At 45.6% G+C, this 22002-nt stretch carries 22 protein-coding genes and 1 pseudogene; 6 read left to right on the forward strand and 17 right to left on the reverse strand.

Features of this window, described 5'->3' with window-relative positions; genetic code table 11:
- The 3 genes from KP014_RS02320 to KP014_RS02330 all read right to left on the reverse strand — a co-directional run bounded on the left by KP014_RS02320 (position 1) and on the right by KP014_RS02330 (position 3951).
- Positions 1 to 1212: a Ger(x)C family spore germination protein gene (locus KP014_RS02320; RefSeq protein ID WP_090833870.1), complete on the reverse strand. Its 1212-nt coding sequence runs from the start codon at positions 1210 to 1212 to the stop codon at positions 1 to 3.
- A gap of 20 nt (positions 1213 to 1232) precedes the next feature.
- A complete protein-coding gene (locus KP014_RS02325) occupies positions 1233 to 2768 on the reverse strand; it encodes a spore germination protein (RefSeq protein ID WP_051499757.1) in 1536 nt (511 codons plus the stop codon).
- A gap of 76 nt (positions 2769 to 2844) precedes the next feature.
- Positions 2845 to 3951, reverse strand: a complete 1107-nt coding sequence (locus KP014_RS02330) for a GerAB/ArcD/ProY family transporter (protein ID WP_036592925.1) — start codon at positions 3949 to 3951, stop codon at positions 2845 to 2847.
- On the opposite strand from KP014_RS02330, the gene KP014_RS02335 reads away from it, so the two are divergent.
- The gene (locus tag KP014_RS02335; RefSeq protein ID WP_246590624.1) at positions 3842 to 5182 is read left to right on the forward strand and encodes a GerAB/ArcD/ProY family transporter; all 1341 of its coding nucleotides are present in this window, start codon (positions 3842 to 3844) and stop codon (positions 5180 to 5182) included. The two genes, KP014_RS02330 and KP014_RS02335, sit on opposite strands and share 110 nt — an antisense overlap.
- A gap of 47 nt (positions 5183 to 5229) precedes the next feature.
- On the opposite strand, the gene KP014_RS02340 is transcribed toward KP014_RS02335, so the two are convergent.
- From KP014_RS02340 to KP014_RS29305, 6 genes and pseudogenes are all read right to left on the reverse strand, one after another.
- A complete protein-coding gene (locus KP014_RS02340) occupies positions 5230 to 6060 on the reverse strand; it encodes an RnfABCDGE type electron transport complex subunit D (protein ID WP_090833871.1) in 831 nt (276 codons plus the stop codon).
- Entirely contained in the window at positions 6061 to 6948 is an 888-nt protein-coding gene (locus KP014_RS02345; protein WP_036596816.1) for an FAD:protein FMN transferase, read from the reverse strand.
- 9 nt (positions 6949 to 6957) lie between these two features.
- The gene (locus tag KP014_RS02350) at positions 6958 to 7446 is read right to left on the reverse strand and encodes an FMN-binding protein (protein ID WP_036596814.1); all 489 of its coding nucleotides are present in this window, start codon (positions 7444 to 7446) and stop codon (positions 6958 to 6960) included.
- A gap of 165 nt (positions 7447 to 7611) precedes the next feature.
- Entirely contained in the window at positions 7612 to 8208 is a 597-nt protein-coding gene (locus KP014_RS02355) for a histidine phosphatase family protein (protein ID WP_246590625.1), read from the reverse strand.
- Between the two features lie 151 nt (positions 8209 to 8359).
- Positions 8360 to 9574, reverse strand: coding sequence for a chromate transporter (locus tag KP014_RS02360; RefSeq protein ID WP_036596812.1), 1215 nt, complete (start codon positions 9572 to 9574; stop codon positions 8360 to 8362).
- A gap of 307 nt (positions 9575 to 9881) precedes the next feature.
- Positions 9882 to 10001 (reverse strand): annotated as a pseudogene (locus tag KP014_RS29305) (transposase); the annotation flags it as partial.
- A 695-nt stretch (positions 10002 to 10696) separates the two neighbouring features.
- Between KP014_RS29305 and KP014_RS02365 the strand changes: the two are divergent.
- Together KP014_RS02365 and KP014_RS02370 are read left to right on the forward strand one after the other, a co-directional pair.
- Complete coding sequence (locus KP014_RS02365) at positions 10697 to 11488, forward strand: hypothetical protein (protein WP_036596808.1); 792 nt, start codon at positions 10697 to 10699, stop codon at positions 11486 to 11488.
- 74 nt (positions 11489 to 11562) lie between these two features.
- The gene (locus KP014_RS02370; RefSeq protein WP_036596805.1) at positions 11563 to 11787 is read left to right on the forward strand and encodes a hypothetical protein; all 225 of its coding nucleotides are present in this window, start codon (positions 11563 to 11565) and stop codon (positions 11785 to 11787) included.
- Between the two features lie 486 nt (positions 11788 to 12273).
- On the opposite strand, the gene KP014_RS02375 is transcribed toward KP014_RS02370, so the two are convergent.
- Positions 12274 to 12981: a DUF421 domain-containing protein gene (locus tag KP014_RS02375; RefSeq protein WP_036596803.1), complete on the reverse strand. Its 708-nt coding sequence runs from the start codon at positions 12979 to 12981 to the stop codon at positions 12274 to 12276.
- A gap of 126 nt (positions 12982 to 13107) precedes the next feature.
- On the opposite strand from KP014_RS02375, the gene KP014_RS02380 reads away from it, so the two are divergent.
- From KP014_RS02380 to KP014_RS02390, 3 genes are read left to right on the forward strand one after another with little or no spacing between them, the layout of a single operon-like run.
- A complete protein-coding gene (locus KP014_RS02380) occupies positions 13108 to 13926 on the forward strand; it encodes a MerR family transcriptional regulator (protein ID WP_090833873.1) in 819 nt (272 codons plus the stop codon).
- Positions 13919 to 14644 carry an alpha-L-fucosidase gene (locus KP014_RS02385; RefSeq protein WP_051500195.1) on the forward strand — a complete coding sequence of 242 codons (726 nt, stop codon included), beginning with the start codon at positions 13919 to 13921 and terminating at the stop codon, positions 14642 to 14644. Before KP014_RS02380 ends, KP014_RS02385 begins: the two co-directional genes overlap by 8 nt.
- Complete coding sequence (locus KP014_RS02390; protein WP_051500194.1) at positions 14625 to 15002, forward strand: hypothetical protein; 378 nt, start codon at positions 14625 to 14627, stop codon at positions 15000 to 15002. The genes KP014_RS02385 and KP014_RS02390 overlap by 20 nt, the downstream gene beginning before the upstream one ends.
- Positions 15003 to 15066: 64 nt before the next feature.
- Here the strand turns inward: KP014_RS02390 and KP014_RS02395 are convergent, their stop codons facing one another.
- The 7 genes from KP014_RS02395 to KP014_RS02425 form a co-directional block, all read right to left on the reverse strand.
- Positions 15067 to 16155 carry an ABC transporter ATP-binding protein gene (locus KP014_RS02395; protein WP_036596801.1) on the reverse strand — a complete coding sequence of 363 codons (1089 nt, stop codon included), beginning with the start codon at positions 16153 to 16155 and terminating at the stop codon, positions 15067 to 15069.
- Positions 16152 to 16988 (reverse strand): ABC transporter permease, encoded by an 837-nt coding sequence (locus KP014_RS02400; RefSeq protein ID WP_036596799.1) that lies wholly within the window; start codon positions 16986 to 16988, stop codon positions 16152 to 16154. The genes KP014_RS02395 and KP014_RS02400 overlap by 4 nt, the downstream gene beginning before the upstream one ends.
- On the reverse strand, positions 16989 to 17825 hold the full coding sequence (locus KP014_RS02405) for an ABC transporter permease (protein WP_036596797.1): 837 nt from the start codon (positions 17823 to 17825) through the stop codon (positions 16989 to 16991).
- Positions 17826 to 17884: 59 nt separating this feature from the next.
- Positions 17885 to 19048 (reverse strand): extracellular solute-binding protein, encoded by a 1164-nt coding sequence (locus KP014_RS02410; protein WP_036596795.1) that lies wholly within the window; start codon positions 19046 to 19048, stop codon positions 17885 to 17887.
- Between the two features lie 14 nt (positions 19049 to 19062).
- Positions 19063 to 19869, reverse strand: a complete 807-nt coding sequence (locus tag KP014_RS02415) for an HAD-IIA family hydrolase (protein WP_036596793.1) — start codon at positions 19867 to 19869, stop codon at positions 19063 to 19065.
- Positions 19826 to 21211: an alkaline phosphatase family protein gene (locus KP014_RS02420; RefSeq protein WP_036596791.1), complete on the reverse strand. Its 1386-nt coding sequence runs from the start codon at positions 21209 to 21211 to the stop codon at positions 19826 to 19828. The genes KP014_RS02415 and KP014_RS02420 overlap by 44 nt, the downstream gene beginning before the upstream one ends.
- 145 nt (positions 21212 to 21356) lie before the next feature.
- A complete protein-coding gene (locus KP014_RS02425; protein ID WP_036596789.1) occupies positions 21357 to 21938 on the reverse strand; it encodes a glycerol-3-phosphate responsive antiterminator in 582 nt (193 codons plus the stop codon).
- Between the last annotated feature and the right edge of the window lie 64 nt (positions 21939 to 22002).

The following is a 22002-nucleotide window of genomic DNA, read 5'->3' on the forward strand; positions in this document are numbered from 1 at the left end:
TTATTTATTCTCCTCTTCCACCATGATCATCGACTTGTTCGTCAGACCTGTGCGGACCACTTTTGTATGAGGATGAATGTCCACTTCCACCCTGGAAAATTCATCATCCCATCTGTCTTTATACTGCCGATTCCACGCTTTCGGGTAGGCTCGATATACAGCGGTGCCTAACCCGAATATGTCCGAATTGAACGTTTTTTGTGCCTTGAAGAGCGTTAATTCTATTCTTTTCCTAATCTCTTGTTCCAATTCTTTTTCGATATATTGAATGACCTGCGGTTTACTAATATCCAACTGGGAGTTATTCTCAAACAGAATATTTTCCGTATGAATTTCCACATTGATTTTGATCTTGTCATTCCTGATAGCCGGTTTGATTTTCGTCGTTGCTCCAAATACCAGCACAGTGAACCTCCCTCCGCCTTTCTCCTTCGGAATGTCCACGGTCACGTAACTAGTCTTCAATTCATTACGTAGCCACAGCACGCCGCGTGTCTCCGTGTCATCCAGCCATCCGACCAGTTTATCCTTGTGTAAAACGGCTGTGCCTGAAATGGCGGCGTTCTTATCCTGTCCGGAAGAGCCTTCTTCACTGCCTTCCTCCGCTGGTTTTAGCGTCACTTGGGCCGCGACCGGCTCGATCCCGTCTGTAAGCAGCATATGAATAAAGTCTTTCAAGTAGATCTGGAGCCCGATATGGCGCTTCTCCTCTTCCCTGATTTCCTCAGCGGAAACCTTCTCCCATTTGGCGTTGAGATTCAAAATATCCCCCGCTTTCCCTTTGCTAAATAAAATATAACTGCGTAGACGGGATTCCCGGTAACGGGTAAAAAAATCAAGTACGGGCGCAACACCCTCCCGGGCCAGATTTTCCCCGATCACAATAATCCGGCTATGAGAGAAAAACAACCTGCGGGGAAGCTTTTCCTGCAGTTTGCGGCAAGCGTCCATTATCGTTTCCCCCTTCTCGGATACGATCACGGTTGGTTTATTTCCGCCGCCGCTACCGCCGCCTTTTCCGGAACCTTCGGCCGGTCCGAGCATCAACGGAACGGCAATCTGCAGCGTCAACAGGTAGTTCCCGTCGTCCATCTTGTCAATGGCCGTAGCGGTTACAATCGACAGATCGTTGAGTTCAACCCGGCTCCAGCAGCCGGTCATCGGCAGCATCGCGATGATTAACACCAGAATCCCTAACTTTCTCATCATCATCCTCCTTCCATGAACCAAGGCTACCCGCCGCGCTTCGGGGGACGTGGACGCAATGAGCCTTTCATGCGCCGGGGATTGTTCTTGCTGGTCTCGGTTGAACGCCTGACCATCCCCCACCAAGGCACGCGCACAAGAGCATCTTTCAGATCACTAGCATGCATAGGAGCCAGCGGTGATAAATAAGGAACGCCGAACGAGCGCAAGCGCGCCATATGGATTAGAATGAACAGAACCCCGAGCAGCACACCATACAGCCCGAGTGTCCCAGCCAGAATCATCATTGGAAACCGAAGCAGCCGGATAGTAATGGCCTGGGAGTAGCTCGGAATGATGAAGGAAGCAATCCCCGTGATTGATACGATAATGACCATTGGCGCGGACACGATCCCGGCGCTTACGGAAGCCTCGCCAATGACAAGCGCCCCGACAATGCTTACCGATTGTCCAACCGGACGCGGCAGACGCACCCCTGCTTCCCGGAGTGCCTCGAACGAAATTTCCATCAGCAGCGCTTCGACAATAGCCGGAAATGGAACCGCTTCACGGGAAGCGGCAGCGCTGAGCAGCAGGGACGTTGGCAGCATCTCCTGATGGAACGTCAGCAGAGCGATGTAGAGCGATGGCAGCAGCAGAGCAATGATCAGAAATAGATAGCGGAGCAGCCGGATTAACGTCGAGATTACATATCTTTGGTAATAATCTTCGCTGGCCTGCATCATTTCAAAGAAAGTGACCGGTACGATTAGCGCAAAGGGAGTATTGTCAATCAGTATCCCGACCTTGCCTTCCAGCAGATTGGCAACGATCTTGTCGGGCCGCTCTGTGTAATTAACCTGGGGAAAGATAGAATACGAGTTGTCCTCAATCAGTTCCTCCACGTAGCCGCTCTCCAGAATGGCATCGATATCGATCCTGCCCACTCTTTCCCGGACTTCCGCGATGATAGCATCGTCCGCGATCCCTTCCAGGTACGCAATCGCGACATCGGTCTTTGATAATTGCCCCAACTGCAATCCTTCTATCTTCAACTGCGGAGTTCTCAATCTGCGGCGAATGAGACTTATGTTGGTAAGCAGATTTTCCGTAAATCCTTCTCTTGGACCGCGAATGACGGCTTCTGTAGCCGGTTCCTCAACCGCCCGCTTCCCCCAGCCCTTCGCGCTGATGAACAGGGCCTTGTTCACACCGTCAATGAGCAGCACCGTATCTCCACACAGGACATGGTCTACGACCTCCTGAATTCGCTCGCCAGAGTTTACTTGCGCTGCGGTAATGACCTGATTCTGAAGCAGGGTCTCAAGTCCTGTCAGCGAAAGACGGGATTTCTGCAGCATGGTTTCACCGTATTTGAGCAAGGGCTGCATGATATCGGAATCCACAATGATAGTGTTAACCATCCCGTCCAGGAAAATAATCACCGCAGTTTGAGCATCGCCCAACTGAAATTCCCGGAACACGATGTCGCTTGACCGGTCAAGAATCGTTTTCAGCAGCCCCATGTCCTGTGCTAGTTTTCCACTTACGAGTTCGTTAATTGGCGGTGTCCCGTGCTCCATTTTAGTTTCACCCCTTCTACGAAAATCGTTCTCTATATGCTCGCCAAAATCCTAATTTTGCCTCATCCTTCCCGCCTTATCCCTCCTGCTCACTACCACCCAGCCGCCTGATTTTGGCAATAATCAACATCAGCAGAGGGAACAGAATTACGAAAGGGAGGGAGAAGAACGGCCAGATGGTAGCTGCGAATACAGCATCCTCGACAAGAGTTCCATAAGCAACGATGGAGAAAATAAAGATCAGAATACCCACGGGAATGACGACGGACCGGTAGTCGGAAAGTCTGCACCACTGAGCTAACCCAACCGCAGTGCAGTAATAACAGACGGCTATCTTCGTAAAGCCTGACGTTATCCAAAGCAGCACGCCGAGAACATCCATGTCGGTCAGGAAACCCATCTTTTCGATGTACTTGATAATTTCGTGAGTCGGAAAATTCAATCTGGCAGCGACCGCTGGACCTAACACGAGAATAGATGTCAGAACGCTGATCGTAAGGAGCATGCCGGCAAATACAACAGCTAAGACATAGGACTTCTTCACCTTCTGAATATTGCTGATATTGGGCAGCAATATCGCAAACAGAATGGTTTCGCCAAATGGAAGTGAAGCCACCGAGATCGAACCTTTCATAACAGGAACGATTCCCTCACCCATAAACGGGGTCAAATTGTCCCAGTTGAAGTCCGTTATCAACAAAATGATGATGAACATGACGATCAGTTCACGAAAAGGCAATATGAGTTCATTGACTCGCCCAAGCGTTTCAATCCCTCCCTGAACCGCATAAGCGATTACGGCCAACAGTGGTCCGCTTACGACAATAGCCGGTGTACGCGGCAGCGCGGTTGTCGTCACATAATCGCGAAAAACCCCGGTGACGAGCGCCCCCAGATAAAATGGGTACAACACGTACAGAAAGCCGACTATTTTCCCGATCCTTTTTCCCAATATGATTTCGCTGTACTGAATGATGCTCCGCTTTGGAAATAAAAGCCCCAAGTTAGTAAATATAAGAACAACCACTATTCCAATCAAGGCCGCGAAAATGATGGTGAGCCAACCGTCCTGTTTGGCAAAGGAAGTTGCACTAGCCGGAACGATTACAGCCGCATTTCCCATTAGGAACGTAAACATCAAAAAACCAGCCTGCCTCGCACTAATCTTTCCACGGTCCAGCATTGTTGTCCCTCCAAGTATCCAAGCATACCTAGAATATTTTCCTAATAGCGGTTTAAATAACCGCTTGAGGCAATGTTTATTTTTACCTCAACTGCAAATACTGGTGTTTATCATTTTCCACGGAAAGGGACATAATATGGCACAGGAAAAGATAAGCAGGTGTCAATTCATTTCCATCGTCATCTTGTTTGAAATCGGGACTACGGTTCTCTTTGGATTACGTATGCAGGCCAAACAAGATGAGTGGCTGGCTATCTTGGCCGCGATGCTCGGCGGACTTGTGTTAATGCGGGTCTACAGCAAGTTAAGTGAATATTATCCGAACCGAACGCTTGTACAAATGGTCCCCGAGATCGCTGGCAAATGGATCGGATATCCGTTAGCGTTTATTTATATATTGGATTTTGCTTATGAGTCTTCACGGGTATTAAGAGACTTTGGGGAACTTATCGTGCAGACGATCTTGATAGATACGCCGATTATAGTGGTTATGGCAGGATTCATGTTCAGCATCGTTTATTGTTTGCGCGGCGGGCTGGAAGTATTCGGACGCATGGGAGAAGTATTGTTTCCGGTTGCCTTTCTTGCCCTTGTCCTTGGGTGGATTCTGATCTTCAGTTCTCAAATTCATCATTCTGAGTATATAGAACCTGTGTTCGCGAAAGGGTTTCAGCCGATATGGAATGCGGTATTTCCCTTCCTTATCGTGTTTCCGTTCGGTCAAACGCTGCTGTTTATGATGTTTACTATTAATTCGAATGACCACAGCAGCATCAAAAAAGCGGGGATGATTGCGGTTCTTGCGTCAGGCATCATACTGTCATTAAATATGCTTGGTCTTATTGCCGTATTTGGTCCTTCTGTTCTTGAAGAGACGGAATTTCCGCTATATACCGCCATAGGAATGGTTAGTCTGGGGGATTTTATTATGAACCTGGATGCGCTTGCGATCCTGATGATGGTGTTGGGGGGATTTTTTAAACTAGGGGCATTCATGTACGGTTCCGTACTCGGCACTGCACAGCTGTTCAAATTGGAATCTTATCATTCCCTCATTATTCCATGGGGCACGATTATTCTGGCAATGTCCCTCATCATTGCGTCTACTTACTCGCAGCATATAGAAATTGGCTGGAAAATATCCATACCCTATATATTTTTCCCGCTCTATATTGTGATCCCCATTCTATTATTGATCGTTGCCGCTATTCGTAACATGGGGCGCGGATGAATAATGCCGATGAACAGCCGGAGGAAGTTCCTCCGGCTGAAGATCGATTAAACGGGCATTTTATCGGCTTTATCCAGTTTAGCGCGGACCTTCTTAGACACGTTTAATGATGCGCGTGCTTTCACTAATTGGTAAAGGTTCCCTAGAAGCAGCCCTATAAACAAATACGTTAACCCGCCGAAGAATCCATAAATAATGGCTGCCGCTGCTGCAACGAGGAGTCCAAAAATAATTTGATCCTTCACTTTGGCGGGCGAAGTAGGCGGATCGGTAAGCATGAAGAAACCAAAGAAAAGTGCGGCGTTGATAAATGGGGGTCGGAATGCGCTGGAGATATTTCCTATATCGTAGTAACCCATAATAACCAATAATGCAAAAAATGCGCCTAAAAATGAAAAAAGCTGAGCATATTTATTCACCCGGCTCGTGACCGGGTATCCACCCAGCGCAACAAAGATAAGGGTCCATGCAGGAAAATTCCCGAATGCTCCCCACCAGCTTTGGCCGGTATGAAAGATCAGGGCAGACAGAAGCAGTCCAAAGACCGCCGGGTTAAAGACCGGTTTCTTACGATAGACAAAAAGATGCTTGGACAAAATGGCTATGACTGCTGTTGCCGCAACGATAGGCCAGGAGGTTGCTGTGCTCAGGATCAAGGAAATGATTAACCCTGTAATAATCGCACCGTCCAGCATCAGTCGCTTTCTTTTCTCAATACGGCAATAAATGATGTCCACGGCCAACGAAGCGACGACTGCAATGATGCCGTTTAATATGCCTTTCATATCCCGTGCTCCAATGGAGGCTAAAAGAAGATAAGCAACCATGGCAATGAGGACATATCCCTTTGGTGATTTGATCCACTGACGCGCTGTCATTTATATCCCTCCAGCTTTAACAATATGTAACTCCGGTGTGATCAAGATTCCTTTTAGATCCGCTTGTTCGATGAGCATTTTTCCGCTTTCTGCACCCAGCAAAAAGGATGCGGTTGAGAAAGCATCCGCCAGCATGGCATAAGGGGCCATTACGCTGCAGCTGATCCAATCATTGGGGGATTGTCTTGTTTTAGGATGGATCAGATGATGCATGCCGATCATTTGCGCGCTCCTGCGCTCATAGCTTCCGGAAGTGCAAATCGCCTCATTGGACATTTCGAGAGTATATAGGATGGAGTCGCTTCGCCATGGATGCTGAATGCCTATTTTCCAGGGACCCCCGCTTTCGTCCACGCCCCCGGCAAACAGATCGCCGCCGGCATTGACGACAAACCCTTCAAATTCCTTCAACTCATTGGCAGCCAAATCAATGGCAAAGCCCTTAGCCACGGCTCCTAAATCAATCACCAACGGTTTTCGCAAAAATAAGGTGCGATCTTGCTCATTTAATACGATATCCCGGTACGTAACGGAATCGGCAGAGCGGCTTTTCATGGACTCTCCCGTTAAATAGTTGGTGTCGAACCCATTGTCTTCCATAACTCTTCCCACGGTAGGATCAAATACACCATCCGTCCATTTGGCGATTTCTAGCGCAAATTTGAGCGGTTCAAATACCAACGGGCTGACCTGAACCGGAGTTTCGAGTGATCGGCAGACCTTCATCAATTCACTGTCAGGGGAAAACCGGCTGCAGGCTTGCTCCACTTTTTTAAATGCCTCAAACGCCCGGTTTATTTTCACCTCCGCCGCTTCCTTCGATTGGCCGTCCCCGGTGACTACCTGTATATCCACAACCGTGTCCATATATAGCTTGGTTTTTCTCATTTTTTCCCATTATGCGTTTTGCGCCTGGGAGAGCGCTTCTTGTACAGCATCTTTAAAAGCTCGTGTACTGTATGTCGCGCCTGATACATTCGCCACTTCAGCACTTTGTATACTTAATACTTCGTCCGGCAGCCCCGCTACGTCACTTTCCGGATAAGACATCGTAAAATTGCTGATTTCCACGTCCGTTATCTGGTCGTTGCTAATGGTTATTTGCACTTCAATCGATCCGAACCGGTTGCTTCCCATTCCCGTATACGTGCCATCTGTATAAACACGTTCCGTTTGAACGCTATCGGTCGATGTTCCATTTGCCTGTCCGCTATTTACTGATGATTGCCCGCCATTTAATTCCGACTGTTGGCCATTCACTTCATAACTAACCGGCGGCGGCGGTTGCACGGATGCCTGAGTATCCGTTATAAAATATCCGGTAGCGTAAACCGCTGCAACGGCTGACGAGCATAAGACTACCCACTTTCTCTTCATTTTCGCCATCTAAGTCCCTCCACTCCAAATGTTCTCTCTACGGATGAACCCAGTATAAGCGTGCAGTATTGAAGTTTTCTTAAATAAAACAGAGGACATCCGAGTGGGATATCCTCTGTTGTGTTTCGTATTATACAATTTGCATTCGGCGCTGTCTTTTACGGCAAGTTGTTCCTATCGTAAACTCAATAGCTCGGCCAAGGAAATGCGGCCAACAACTTCGTATCCGTTGCCCTGCCCTCCCGGTTTCACCACAACGGTACCCAAGTTAGGGATTTCGCCCAAACCAACCCCTTGAGGGAAGCTGTGTGCAACGATTACCTGGTTGGTACCGGAAGAAGGTGCTTTCTCTAACACAGAAGTCAGGGCAGCCAATGTATCCTCCCGCTCTGAAGGGGTTACGTCACTACTCAACCGATAAATTCTAATCCAGAACGGATCGTTCTGAACATTTCCTTCGCCAAAAGCCAGTTCGGCTGTTTCCCTTGTGCGGCAAAAAGGACTGGCCAGCACAGGAGATCGAACAGGGATATGTAATCTGCGGAATGCCTCCCCAAGAGCTGCAGCTTGTCTTCTGCCTTCCCCGGAAAGATTTCTTTGAGTCGAACAATCCGTGAAGACGGGATTGGGCCGGTCTTCTCCTACAGTTGCCTCTCCATGTCTCATATATAGAATATATCCACCCTGACGGAGCGAATCCAGCAGCGGCGGGTTCACCGGCCCAGCTGTTGCTGCATTTCCTGCCGCCCCAACCACTTGTACCGGAGTCATAAAGAATAAACAAAGCATACATAGACAAACTAACCTTTTCATCTCTATCTCTCCTCTCGCTGAGAACACATCTTCCAAGATGTAGTATGCGCAAGGAAAAAAATAAAAAACGGGTGATGAACGATAGACGTTCTTTCACCCGTTCTTACGATTACACTAGCCCCAGCAGCATTCCTCCCGCAGCGCCTGTAAGTACAACCACCCAAGGCGGAAGCTTCCAAAAGACCAGCATCACAAACAAAATGACGGCTAGGGCGAAATCCATCGGCTCCAAGATGGCGGTAGTCCACAGCGGATCGTACAGAGCGGCCAGCAAAATGCCAACCACAGCCGCATTAATCCCTACCAACGCCCCTTGGATTTTCGGACTGCTCCTTATCCCATTCCAGAACGGGAGCGCACCGACAACAAGAAGAAATGCCGGCAGGAAAATGCCGATAGTGGCAACCACCGCTCCTGTGATCCCCCCGGCCATTGCCCCAAGGTAGCCTGCAAAAGTGAATAGCGGCCCCGGGACCGCTTGCGCAGCTCCGTAACCCGCCAAGAAATCCTCTTGGCTCACCCACCCCGTTGGAACAACTTCCCGCTCCAGAAGCGGGAGAACGACATGCCCCCCGCCGAACACCAGAGAACCGGAACGATAGAAGCTGTCAAACATCGCGAGCCATCCGGCTTCCCCCGATTGTCTGAGAAGCGGGAGTGCGGCGAGCAGACCAACAAATAAAATCAAGCAGAAGACGGCAAAGGCCCGGCTAACCGGAATTTGCAGGTTGGGTATCCCTTCCGCCGCTTTCTTTCGGTACAGCCATAAGCCGATAACGCCGGCGGCAATGATGATAAGTACCTGACTGTAAGCGGTATGCCAAGACAACGCAACCGCTGCGGCAGCCACCGCTATGGTTGCTCTACCCCGATCAGGTGTGAGCTTCTGCCCCATCCCTAGAACAGCATGGGCAACAATCGCTACAGCTACGATCTTCAGTCCATGAATCCACCCTGCACTCGCAATATCATAACCTTGAAGCAAGAAGGCAAACGCAACTAAAGCGATGACAGACGGCAGAGTGAATCCCAGCCATGCTACGAGACCTCCAATTAGTCCCGCTCTTAACACTCCGATGCCAATTCCAACCTGGCTGCTGGCTGGACCGGGGAGAAATTGGCATAGGGCCACAAGGTCGGCGTAGCTTCGTTCATCCATCCATTTTCGGCGGCGGATGTACTCGTTATGAAAATAACCAAGATGTGCGATGGGTCCCCCGAATGAGGTGAGTCCCAGTTTGGTGGAAACCTTCAGCACTTCCAGAAGAGTCGAAAACTTCCCTTTTTGAGCATATTCCGGTGCCTCTTGCTGATTCGCATCCATGTACACGGATTACTCCTTTTCCTTAGTTGGTTGGGAAAGAGATATAGTATGAAAATCGACTCTATTCTATGCTATATGCGCATCCTAATCCAGCCCTTTTACAGAAAATTTACAAACCGTTTCATATTCTAACTTAGTCACTTAGCGGCATAAAAAACACCAACCCAAAGGTTGGTGCTCAGTTATTAGCACAGCGTATAACCTGCTTCTATAGGGATTTTTACTACCATTATTTGCTGGTAATCTGTACGCTGTCTACAAATTTTATTGCCCGCTTAATTAGCTGGCTGGATCGCAAAATGTTAAATTTTAATTCTTTTGCATAGGGCCGTAAATCAAGTGTGCCAAAAAAGATAGGCAGTCGTTCTTTAGATTCCATTTTTTGCAGTTCCTCAAAGGAAAATAGACTTTCTTGGAGAATATACAAAGTGACTTCCTCCATTCTTGGGTTTTTGGTTTGGTCACCGAAAAACTTCTACAAGTTGGGGTGAAGTCCTTTTTTATGCTCAAAATCTCCTTGCCCAGCAAGGGCTTAGATTAATGCAATATACTCAATTTAGAAAGAATAAGAACAAATAAAATGATAAAGGAACAAAATGACAAAATAGGAATATAGTAAATATATCATATTTTTCATATTATTGGGATGGTATAGAGTACGAAAGCAGAATTTGTACCATGCAATAAAATAAAATATGGAAATACTGGGGACTTTAACCTTATGTTAGGTGACAAAAAATAACAAATATTGCTATATACGGTCCAATATTCAAGTGGTATACTGGTTTTGTCAAGAGTGATTGAAAGTTTCAATTCTTGTTGACAAAAAACGATAAGTGTGGTTCACGGAAAACTAAAAGAACCATTACCAGTTAACTTTGTCCGGTCGGTTGGTAATGGTTCTGCGCTGATAACTTCCAAGTAAGCAGTCTTTTATTATTTTATTATTATTTTAGTAGTGTAAATTAGCTGATAGGCTGGCCAGCTTTATCATAAACTTGCAACTTGTGAATTCACTCACAAAACATGGTCTTTTCTTTTTACAAAATCGGATGGGAGGAAGGTAAGCAAGCGATCTGAAACGTACGGCAAATTATATCGTATAATGGGAGGAAAAGGTACATGAAATTGTTCTCTAATGGAAAAATCTCATCGGTTATCAAAATTACTTTGCTTGCTTGTATGGCACTTTTCTGGGCAAGCCCCGCATTTGCTAATGGAACAGACTCTAAAGGCGAATTGAAAAAAGAAATCACACAAATGAGCAACAGCGAATTTGATTCATGGATGGCCGACTACGTTGTTAAAAACAAAAATAAGGACATACAAGACAAGAAGAAAGAGCTTAAAGATTTAGGAGTAGAATTTACCGAATCACCAAAGAGTGATCTTGGAATTAGTATTATGTCGTCTGGGGGGTATCCCTCGGATGTAGATTTATCTGTTATTGGATCCAAAAGAACACAAGATATCTTCTGGAGAGTACAATCAATACTTATAATGACTAATACACTATGGGACTGCGGTTCACTTGATTTACTTAGTGTTGAATGGGATCCGAATAGAGCAGCGTTCTACAGCTATAGCACGGATGGTAACTTTACTTCATTGCTAGACTATAGCAAAAGAGGAAGTGGAGCATTGCTTTTTAATGTTGAAGATAAAAGAATGTATGCGGGGGATTCTACTTATGGCGTAGCGTACGTTACGTTAAAGTCGGGTACTTCCGGTGATCTGGAAATGGCAACTAAATATACGCATACTTATAATGATACGAGTGTTACATGGCAAGTTGGTTCCAATGTGGGATATTCCACAACAGGTCCATCGGGAGGTATTACGTACACACTTACAGGCTCAACTATTCCCGCAAACTGGTCCAAATCAGATGTCAACGCTGTAATTAATCCTTAATAACAAATTCCCCCTTATTATTATATAATAAGGGGGAATTGTTTAATAAATGCCTGATCTTATGGAGGTGCTGTGTGATAGGAGCAAAAAAAGAAAAGCTATACGGGATTCTTGCTGCAACAGTTCTATTTTTAGTGCGGAATCCGTGGTCTGATGAAGTTATTAATAAAGTCTTTACTGGTTCAGTCTGGAGATTTATTCAAAGTACGGTTAATATTCTGTCTTTTGTTGGATTATGCTTTGTCACCTTTTTTTCAATACTACTTATTATCTCGGTGTTGACTAATGGGAAATCATAAGAAAGAAAAGTCTGAGGATATTATCAACTTCCTACTGTAAAGCGCTCTGTGTCGAAAGATCGTCGGAGCGTTTTTTCATTTGTCATCGAGTGTAACTTAAAGTCAGAAAGTCAAGATCATTGCTCTCAACACCACAATTATAATAAAGGCTATAATCCAAGTCTTCGATTGATTTGTTTCCGGCTACGGCATATGTCGGATGACAAGAACATTTATACATAAATTATTATAAATAAGTTATTAGATTTTAAGCTGAGTATGAAAGTGGAAATGCTATAAGCATCCCCCCGAGGGGGGATTTGGCGTTTCAGCGTAAGTGGTTACGACGCGTTCCGGAAAGAAAACGGAAAGTTGGAGTAGCATCTGACCCCAGTTCTGGACACGGCCCGTGGCCAGATTAACGGTCGATAAAGACAGTCCTTGAGTACCCGTTTTTACAGGATCATAGTTTGTATACACACCCTAGTGCTGCCTGAATTAGAACATTCATTCTTTATCAATGGGTTTATCGATGCCATCTTCATAAAAATCAAAGACTAGTTGTTGTTGTGTTCCTCTTACGGCATAGAACACGTCGGATATCCGTTTCCCCTTGCGTCGGAGTTCGTTTTCCAACCATTCCTTGGTCAATCCGTTACTCTCCAGATTTTTTTCTATAAGCACTCCATCCATTACCAGTTCAACCGGAAAATTTTGGGCGTTCGGGCGAAGCTTCAAATCCTTTTTGGTTACATATTGATGCTCGTCTTTCTTTAATACCGACACCGTTCCGTTATCCTCAAGAACAGCATATCTTACTTCCTCTATGTTAAAAATTCCTTTTCCCCTCAATGCCTGATCCAATGAATCCATAGTATATCTTACACTTCTCATGTTATCTTCAAGAATTTTCCCGCCTTCAATAAGTATGGTTGGAGAGCCCGATATCCAGCTTCTCATTTTGCGGCTCTTCAAGGCAATGACGGATAAAAGAATGGATGTAATGGTAATGACAATGAGCGACAATGCCACATGTGACCATTGCAGTTTATCATTGAACGCCAAGTTAGCCGTAATGGACCCAATTGTAATACCAGTCACAAAATCATGAAACGTCATGTTCGAAATCGTCTGTTTACCGAGTATTTTGGCTGCTAATAATAGCAGCAAAACAGCAAAAATGGTGCGAAATAGAATATCTAAATAGGCGTGCATCTCATGATCCCCCTCCAACTCTCATTATTTCCATACCGAGTTGAAAGAAAACATGGATCACCGAACAAGGATTGTTAAAGCTCTTGCTCATTACGTTACGTAATGAAATACAATGGGGAATAGGAGGTGGGACGCATAGACAACACAAATAAAACCTATTTGGTCGGCGAACTGGCCGCGGCAACCGGTGTAACTGTACGAACCCTTCAGCACTACGACAATATCGGGCTTTTGCCGACACCCGGCCGTACCGATGGCGGACGGCGTTATTATACCGAGAAAGACATGCTCTGTTTAGAACAGATCATCTTTTACAAATCTTTAGGACTTTCCTTAAAAGAAATACGTGACAAGGTGGTTAAGCGCCCCTCGTTATCTCAAATCAAGCAAATACTGAATGAGCATGAGCTAGTACTCTATAAAAAAATGGAAGACGCGCATGCAAGCATTGCTGCAATCGAGGCATGCCGGACGGCCATCGCTGCGGGAAACTACCCGTCATGGCAGCTGTTGACCGGGTTTATCCGAACCTTACAGAACAGCAGTCTGATCGATTGGGGCCAATACACGTTTAATGACGCCCAGAAGGAAATCCTCGGCAAACGATTTGCCAACGAACAAGACGCCTTCGATTTGTATCATACATGGAGAGTGCTGGCCTTGAAAGCCGTGACTCTTGCCAAGTCCGGGGCGTCACCGGATGATCCGGCTGCGCAAGAATTGGCCGCTGACTTGTGGAAAATGGTCATGGAGGTAACCGAAGGCGATGCCGATCAAATCCATGTTTTTGCACAGGTTCAAGGAGATCGGGCATCATGGCCTGAAGGAGACCGCGATCTCATGGATGCGTCACAAGCCTTTATCGACCTGGCTGTAAAGCACTATTTAGCGTCCAGATCCTCAGACATCGATGAACACAGAGGGGGTTCGAAAATAAATGAATAATACAACCTATCAACCAACCAAGGAGTCCCTGAATACTCATCCGGTTCCAGAATGGTTCGAAGATGCTAAGTTCGGAGTGTTTATCCATTGGGGACTATATTCTATTCCTGGTTTTGCACCCTTAGGTAGTTTAGCGGAGACTTTGAAGACCGATTATGATCGGGCAATGCTAAACTACCCCTATGCTGAAGGCTATTGGAATGCGATCAAGGACCCTAATACACCATCCGCTCAATACCATAAAGAGAAGTATGGCAGCATGCCCTACCAGGGATTTAAACAGATGTTCATAGATGGACTGAAAAAATGGGACCCTTCCGCTTGGGCAAAAATTTTCAGCGACGCCGGCGCAAAATACGTAGTGATCGTTTCCAAACACCATGACGGTTATTGCCTATGGCCTACTGAGGTTAAAAATCCGCATGAGCAGGACTGGTTTAGCAAACGTGACATTATAGGTGAATTAGCTGAAGCTGTCCGAAAGGAAGGCATGCGCTTTGGCATATACTATTCGGGCGGAATTGACTGGACGTTTCGGCGAAGAATTTCAAGGACGTTTATGGATTATTCGTTCTCCACACCTGGCGGTGATTATCCGGCATACGCCGATGCCCAAGTCCGTGAGCTGATAGAGCGGTATCATCCGGATATTTTATGGAACGATATCTGCTGGCCGACCAATCAGGATGCTATTCCGTTTGTTTGCCTACTATTATGACGTTGTTCCTGATGGTGTAGTAAATGACCGATGGAAACATGCAAGTTCGAGCAGCAAGTTCATGAGCCTAAAACCTGTACGGGCAGCGCTCGACATCATGATCAAGGCAGCCGTCACCGAGACAGGAGAGGCTATCCGATTTACGACAAAGGACAATAATCTTTACCTGATGGTCCTTGGCAAGCTCAGCGGATCGAAAATAAAAGTAAAAGAAGTATTCTTAGATGGCGAGGCACGCCTTCTTGCTGATGGCAGTCCGGTAATGATAGAACGAGACGGCGACGACATGGTCCTTACCTTTACACGGCAGCTTGATCATCTATTTGTACCTGTTGTCCTTATACAGAGTATGCGATAGGTTAACACAGTTCTGCTCCAGCAGTCATCTGCTGGAGCATTCTGCATTTAGGGTGATTTACCGTTTAAACTCCCATTTCTTCATGCTTGAAAATTTTACAGCTGTCGCTCGGAAGATGTACAAACAACCTTTGTCCAATGGCAATATCGGACTGTTTATTCAGATAAAACCGGATGGTTGTCCCTTTAACGTCAACCATGCACTCTTTTTTTTCTCCTGAAAATACGATATTCCGTACTTCCCCTTGAAGTGTATTTTCTTCGGTGGAACCTTCATTGCCGATTTGAATATCCTCAGGCCGAATAAAAATGATTACTTTATCGCCTTTTTGTATTTCATCCTGTTTTACTACTCCTCTTAATTGAAAACCATCCATTTGAATGGACGCGTACCCGTTATCTTTGTCCACACATTGTCCGACAATTTTATTAGATACACCAACAAAGTCTGCTACAAAAGGTGTTTGCGGTTCATTATATATTTCAAGAGGCGTCCCTAGTTGCTGAATGACTCCGTTCTTCATCACAGCAATTCGATCCGACAAGGTAAGGGCCTCTTCCTGGTCGTGAGTGACATAAATCGAAGTAAATTTTAATTTATCTTTTAAATTCATAATTTCAAATCTTAATTCTTCTCTCAATTTAGCGTCCAAATTCGAAAGCGGCTCGTCAAATAACACGACTTTAGGCTGATAGATCAATGCCCTTGCCAATCCAACCCTCTGCTGCTGTCCCCCGGATAATTCTCGCGGATATCGCTTGGCCAGATGATCCAACTGGACCAGACGCAGCATTTCCATCACTTTGACTTTACGTTCCTTTTTATTTTCTTTGCGGATTTTCAGCGGGAATTCTACGATCTCAAAAACAGTCATATGCGGAAAAAGAGCAAAATTTTGAAACACCAAACCGATTTCTCGTTTATGTGACGGAACATGCGTCAAATTATTGCCTCTGATATGGATTTCTCCGCTTTCCGGTGTCAAGCTGCCTGTAATCATGTTCAGCGTGGTTGATTTCCCGCAGCCGCTCGAGCCGAGAAGCGTCAGTATTTCTCCCTGATAAATGTCCAAATTCAGTTGATTCACTACCGTTACGTGGCCGAATTTTTTTGTAATATTTTTCAATGAAATCATGACTTTCTTATCTATCATAAACCTTTCACTCCTCCGCTTAAATTTTCCGGCTTGATTTGTTTCACGATTACACCAAGGATGAGGATGGAAGGGATGAGCAGAATAACGGAAATCGCGCTGGCTACCTCTTTATAGCCGTCTCCGATGGAAAGATACGTCTGTATCGGCAAAGTCACCGTCTGTGGGCCGTAAGTCATCATGCTTAAAGTAAATTCGTTAAAGGAAGTTACAAATACGAAAATTACCGCCGCCAAGATTCCGGGCATGGACATAGGGATAACCAAATATAGAAATCTCTGAAACCAATTGGCCCCGCAAACGCCGCCCGCGTCGATAACCCTTTGCTCCAAAGCCTCAAATGTAGCGGACATAATCAATACCACATAAGGAATGGTAATGGTGGAATGCGCAAGAGCCACACCGAAATGAGTGTTAATCAGATCCAATGTATAAAATATTTTGGCGGTTCCGAGCGCGTAAGTTAATTCCGGTATCATTCTAGGGAGCAGGTTCAGGGCGATCAGCAGCTCCTTTGCCCGCAGCTTTCTTTTTCCTATAGCCCATGCAGTAGGAACTCCGATTAACAAACTGATGACTATCGTTAATGCGGCAATTATAAAACTATTCATCGTGACCTGCATCAGATCCGTCATCTGAAAAGCCCACTCGAACCATCGTATGCCCCATGACTCCGGCAGCCATCTGGCGCCGAACCAGCCTTCTCCGAAAGCGGACACGATGATGACGGCAAACGGCGATAAAATAAACAAGGCAAATCCCAAAAGGAACGCGTAAATCACGACTTTCTTTCCAGTCCGGACAGCCCGAATGCTATGAGTAATCGGATTCATTTATGCCGCGCTCCTTTTCTTAGTCAATTTAAAGTAAATCAAGATAAAAATAATCTCGAGAATTCCCATAATAATGGCTAAAGCGCTGGCTTTGGACCAGTTATTAAACACACCTGCTTCCGTATAAATCGCAACGGTCAGGGGTCTGTAATTTCCACCGGCAATCAGCGGAACATTAAAGGCGCCGAAAGCAAGCAGAAAGGTCATCACCGAGCCGGAGCGGATACCGCTTATGCTTAAAGGCAAAGTAATATATCTGAACACTTCAAAAGGTTTAGCCCCGGTAATCGTAGCCGCTTGCTCTACGTTCCGGTCGATTCCTTCTATCGATGATAATGTCATCAGAATCGTATGAGGGGAATAAAGCCATGCATAAAATAGGATCAAACCATAAAGCGTGTAATTGATTTTCAGCGGTTCATCGATAAACGGCAGCACTTGCATAAGAAACAAATTGACCCAACCGTTCTTGTCCCAGACGATCAGCAGGCCGAGAGCACTGATTAACGCTAGTACCGTTAACGGCAGTAAAATCAATAAACGGATGAATGTATGGCCTTTTACCCGTTTCCTTAAGATTAGAGCCAGCGGTAAGGCGATAAGAACGGAAAGGATCGTTGTGGAAATGGCCAAAATAAAGGTAATGCCGATAACGTTCCAATACTTTGCCGAACTTAGTAAATCGATATAGTTCTGAAGGGAATAACCGGTATGATTGCTTATCGTTAAGCTGTTCATGAAGGTTATGCACAGCGGATAAATAAAGAGGCCGATGAAAAAGACTAGCCCGGGAAATAGAAGCAATAAGGTGAGCAAATTGTCTTTTTTAAATTGCATGATATGAAAATGAGGAATCCTGATGAGGGATTCCTCATTTCTTTCACCTCCAACTGGAATTACTTAACCAAATCCATGCCTTTTTCTTTTAAGAACGTGTAAGCTTCATTATTATTCAATGGAATTCTGGATTTCTTAACCACGTCCCATGACGGCACGTTATTCCATACCGTTTGAGGAACTTTGTCGTATTTATTGATTCCCATATAGATCCACAGCGTTTCCATCATTTTCACCTGCGTTTCTTCCGAAAGCATCCAGTTTACAAACTTAGCAGCCAGCTCTTTCTGACTGTCAGGCGCGTTAGACGGTATCGCTAAATAAGCTGCACCGCCATAATGGCCGCTTGGGAAAAAGGTGGATTTTACGGATTTAGGAAGCAAGCCTTGGTCTCTCGACCAGAGTGTATAGTCAATTGCATATTCGGTAATCCAAACATCCTCAGAGGCAAATTGCTGGAACAATACCGGCGGTTCAGAAGCTAAAGGCTTAAAGAACGCCTTCGAGAATTCGCTGAATTTATTGATGCCGTTCGTCCATTCGGTTGTTTTTTGTAAAGTTTCAAAAGGCTTGGAGAAGTCTACTCCGTAACCGAGAAGAATATCGCGCTGCATGATTCTTCCTCCGCCGGACTTTGCGTCCGAACGGATCATACCGATGTGGCCGGCCCATTCGCCCCGTCTTTCATAAAATTCATCCCATGATTTAGGAGGATTCTTGATTTTATCGGAGTTGTACAAGATTCCAAATTGATCGTGCCAGAAAGGAACCGCTTTACCGTTCGTTGCAATTCCTAAGGCATCCTTTAATTCACTAGGCTCAACCAGCGAAATATTGGGGATTTCCGGGTTGTTTTCAAGCGTTTCAAAAGGGATTCCCGCTTCAATCATATTGCCGATGCCATCCGGCTTTAACAACAGCACGTCGATATCGCCTTCACCTTGTTTCTGAGCGGATAATCTTTGCTGAATTTCAGCCCCGGACCCAGTGACATAGTTAATTTTGATGCCCAATTCGCTTGATGCTTTTGGAATCATCTCGCTAAAAAACTTTTGCGTGTTTGCTCCGCCTGCGGTATCGATAAATGTAATGGATTGGTTTTGGGGCTCAGGAGACGGGTTACTTGCATTGTCTTTAGTGCTTTCGGCAGGACTGCTTGAACAACCGGCAATCAAAGATACACTTAATGTCATAATTGCGCACAGCTTCAGCATGGATTTCATATTTATCTTCTCCTTTATTTGGTATATATATTTAACAGCTGTTCCATATTTTTAACGATATAGTCAGGAAAAATTCCAGGCATGCTTTCCCGCAAATAGGGATTATGTTCATTAATCCAGACCGTTCGCAGCCCCGCTTGCACGCCTCCAGCCATATCCGTCATAAAATTATCTCCAACCATGATGCAATGATCGGGGTCTAGTCCATACCGGTTAAGCACACATTCGAACAAGTAAGGCGAGGGCTTCCCGATGTGCTCGATCTTCAGGCCGGCCACCGTTTCAATCGCAGCGGTTAAAGAACCCGTTTCCGGTACAATCACCCCTCCGGTTCCTACATGATGCGAATCGCAATTCGCCCCGATGACTTTCGCTCCGCGATGAACATCATTGACGATCATTTGCAGCTTGTCATAATCAAACGTCACATCTCTTCCAACAAGAATGACATCGGCCGGCATTGGACTGTCGATTGGAATAAGTTCATGTCCCGCGCCGAGAACCGAGCTTTGCAATGCTTCGCTGCCCGCTACCTTAACCTTGACACAGCCACCGAATTTCCCCTTCAAGTAATGACCTGCGTTGTCCGTTACCGTAACAATGTCCTCAGGTTCGGCTTGTATGCCGATGCGGCTCATTTTGGAAGCAATCTCTTTGGCCGTCTGAGTTGAATTATTGGTTACGAAGAAACAACGTTTCCCTTCATGTTTGAGGAGTTCCAACAGCTCTTTGGCCCCGGCAGCCGGCGTATCGCCATAATAGATACATCCATCCAAATCAAAAAGAAATGCTTTCATGCTGTTCATTGCTGTATTGCCCATTTCTTGCTCCTTTGCGATTAGTATTGAAATCAATGGCCTGTCCGTCTATTCCGGGAATCTCACCTCCGATCATACTTAAAAGGGTCGGAGCTATATCGACAATGTGAATTTCCGGTATTTGAATGCCTGAAGGAATCGATTTGCCTGCGGCAACAAAGATGCATTTCAATTCCTCATGATCAGGCAAATAGCCGTGCATGCCTTGAAACTTCGTTCCTTCCATGTGCACAAGATCTCCCTCGTGTTCAAAATGAATGAAACAATCCATCTCCGCTTCAAAAACAAAATCCGGACGTTGATCCTCCATTTCTCCTTCAACAGGCAAACCCAAACTTTCATAATCCTGCGGTTCAAAGAGTCTGCCTACCCCTTCCATTTCCTGCAGGCATTGTTTCACTTCCCGCATCAGTGCAGCTTTCATGTCAGGGTCTTCCTCAAAAATATACACGTATCCGGAACCGCCATTGGATACCGCTGCCACCTTGCTTTGCTCCGGCTGATCCGGATCGAACCAGCCTTTTTGTTTGAAGCATACATTGGGAAAAACCGTTTTCGTCGTATCGACGAATCCATGATCGGATACGATACATAGAGCGGTGTCCTCCCAGATCCCTTCTTCTTTCAGCGTCGAAACGAGCTCCCCGATCCGCTCGTCGATATATTCCAGGGACCAATACACCTCTTGCGATCGGGTTCCGTAATCATGCTGATAGCTGTCCGGAAGCAAATAATGAAGCAGCATGAGATTAGGCTTATGCCTCTGTATCAAATGCTTGGCAACTTCCGTCGTCAACCAATCCTGCATGTGTCCCCGCGCATGATCTTTACTCCAGGAACCGTAATGTTCAACCGGCAACCCCGCTTCTTTAAGCTCTTTCCACAACCCCGGTGTAGCATAGGCTTCAAATAAATCCTGATCATAAAATTCAGGGATATTATAATCAATCGATTGGGCTTCCCTAGTAACGGGCCAGCATACGGAAGCCGTTGTCCATCCCAGTCGTTTGGCCGTGTCATAAATGGTCTCTCTTTGAAGAATATCTTCCTTGCCCCAAGTACTATCGCTAAAATATTCGCCGACGCTTTTAGTTGAGCGATTCATCACCCAGTTTCCAAGAATCCCGTGCTTGCGGGGATAGGTTCCGGTAACGATGCTGGAATGAATAGCCCAGGTCGCCGTTGGAAATACGCTTTTCATCGCACCCGCCATTACACCCTGCTTGATTAAAGATCTTAGATGCGGCATTCTAACCTGCTGTTCCTGAAGATAGAAGTTCGCCATGCCGTCAATGCTGAGTAATATGATATAAGAAGGCCGTTGACTGGCTGCTTCAGAGCTCATTTTCTTCCCCCTTAGAGTTAGTTTTGCTTCAGAAATAAAGTGAACAGAAAAAGAGAAAGCTCTACAATAAACAGACATAGCAATGCTAAGTTCTGTTTATTGTTCAGAGCTTTCTCTCGGCACGACTCTAAACATACAGGAATATTTATATATCTTGAAAAGTTAATGACCACAAGCTTTGTTCGCTGACGGAAAGCGAAGTTGCGCCGGCCTCTAGACATTCGGCTGCCTCTTCCTTCGTATGAATGAGCCCGCTCGCGATAATGGGGATATGATTATATGCGTCCGTAAAAGCAGCGATCGTCTTACGAACAACCCCAGGCATAAGCTCCACTCCATCAGGGCAAACATTCTCTACTGCCTTAAGTCCATTTTGCAGCGCTAGAGAATCAATAATAAACAAGTGAAGTATTCCGAATAAATTAGCTTTTTTCGCTTCAGCGATCAGATGACTTTTCGGCGTGACAATTCCGTCCGCTCCAATGTAATCTGCTATAAAGCTTACGGTTTCCTTGTCGGTATTGGATAAACCCTTAATCAAATCGACATGGACAAAAGCGCCTTTACCGGCTGTCTTAACTAACTGAACGGCGTTAATAATTTCCTTAACTGTTCCACCCATGAAAAAGATATTGTCAACTTGGCTTACGATTGCTTGTTCAACATCTCGCACATTGCGTAAAGCGGCAATGATCGGCTTCTGACCAACTGTGTGAAGCAGATTCATGATGACTACCTTTCTGTTTCATTGATTCTGTTAATAGAATAACCAATGACTATTATGAAAATAT

Source organism: Paenibacillus sophorae (genome assembly GCF_018966525.1).
Classification (GTDB): domain Bacteria; phylum Bacillota; class Bacilli; order Paenibacillales; family Paenibacillaceae; genus Paenibacillus_AQ; species Paenibacillus_AQ sophorae.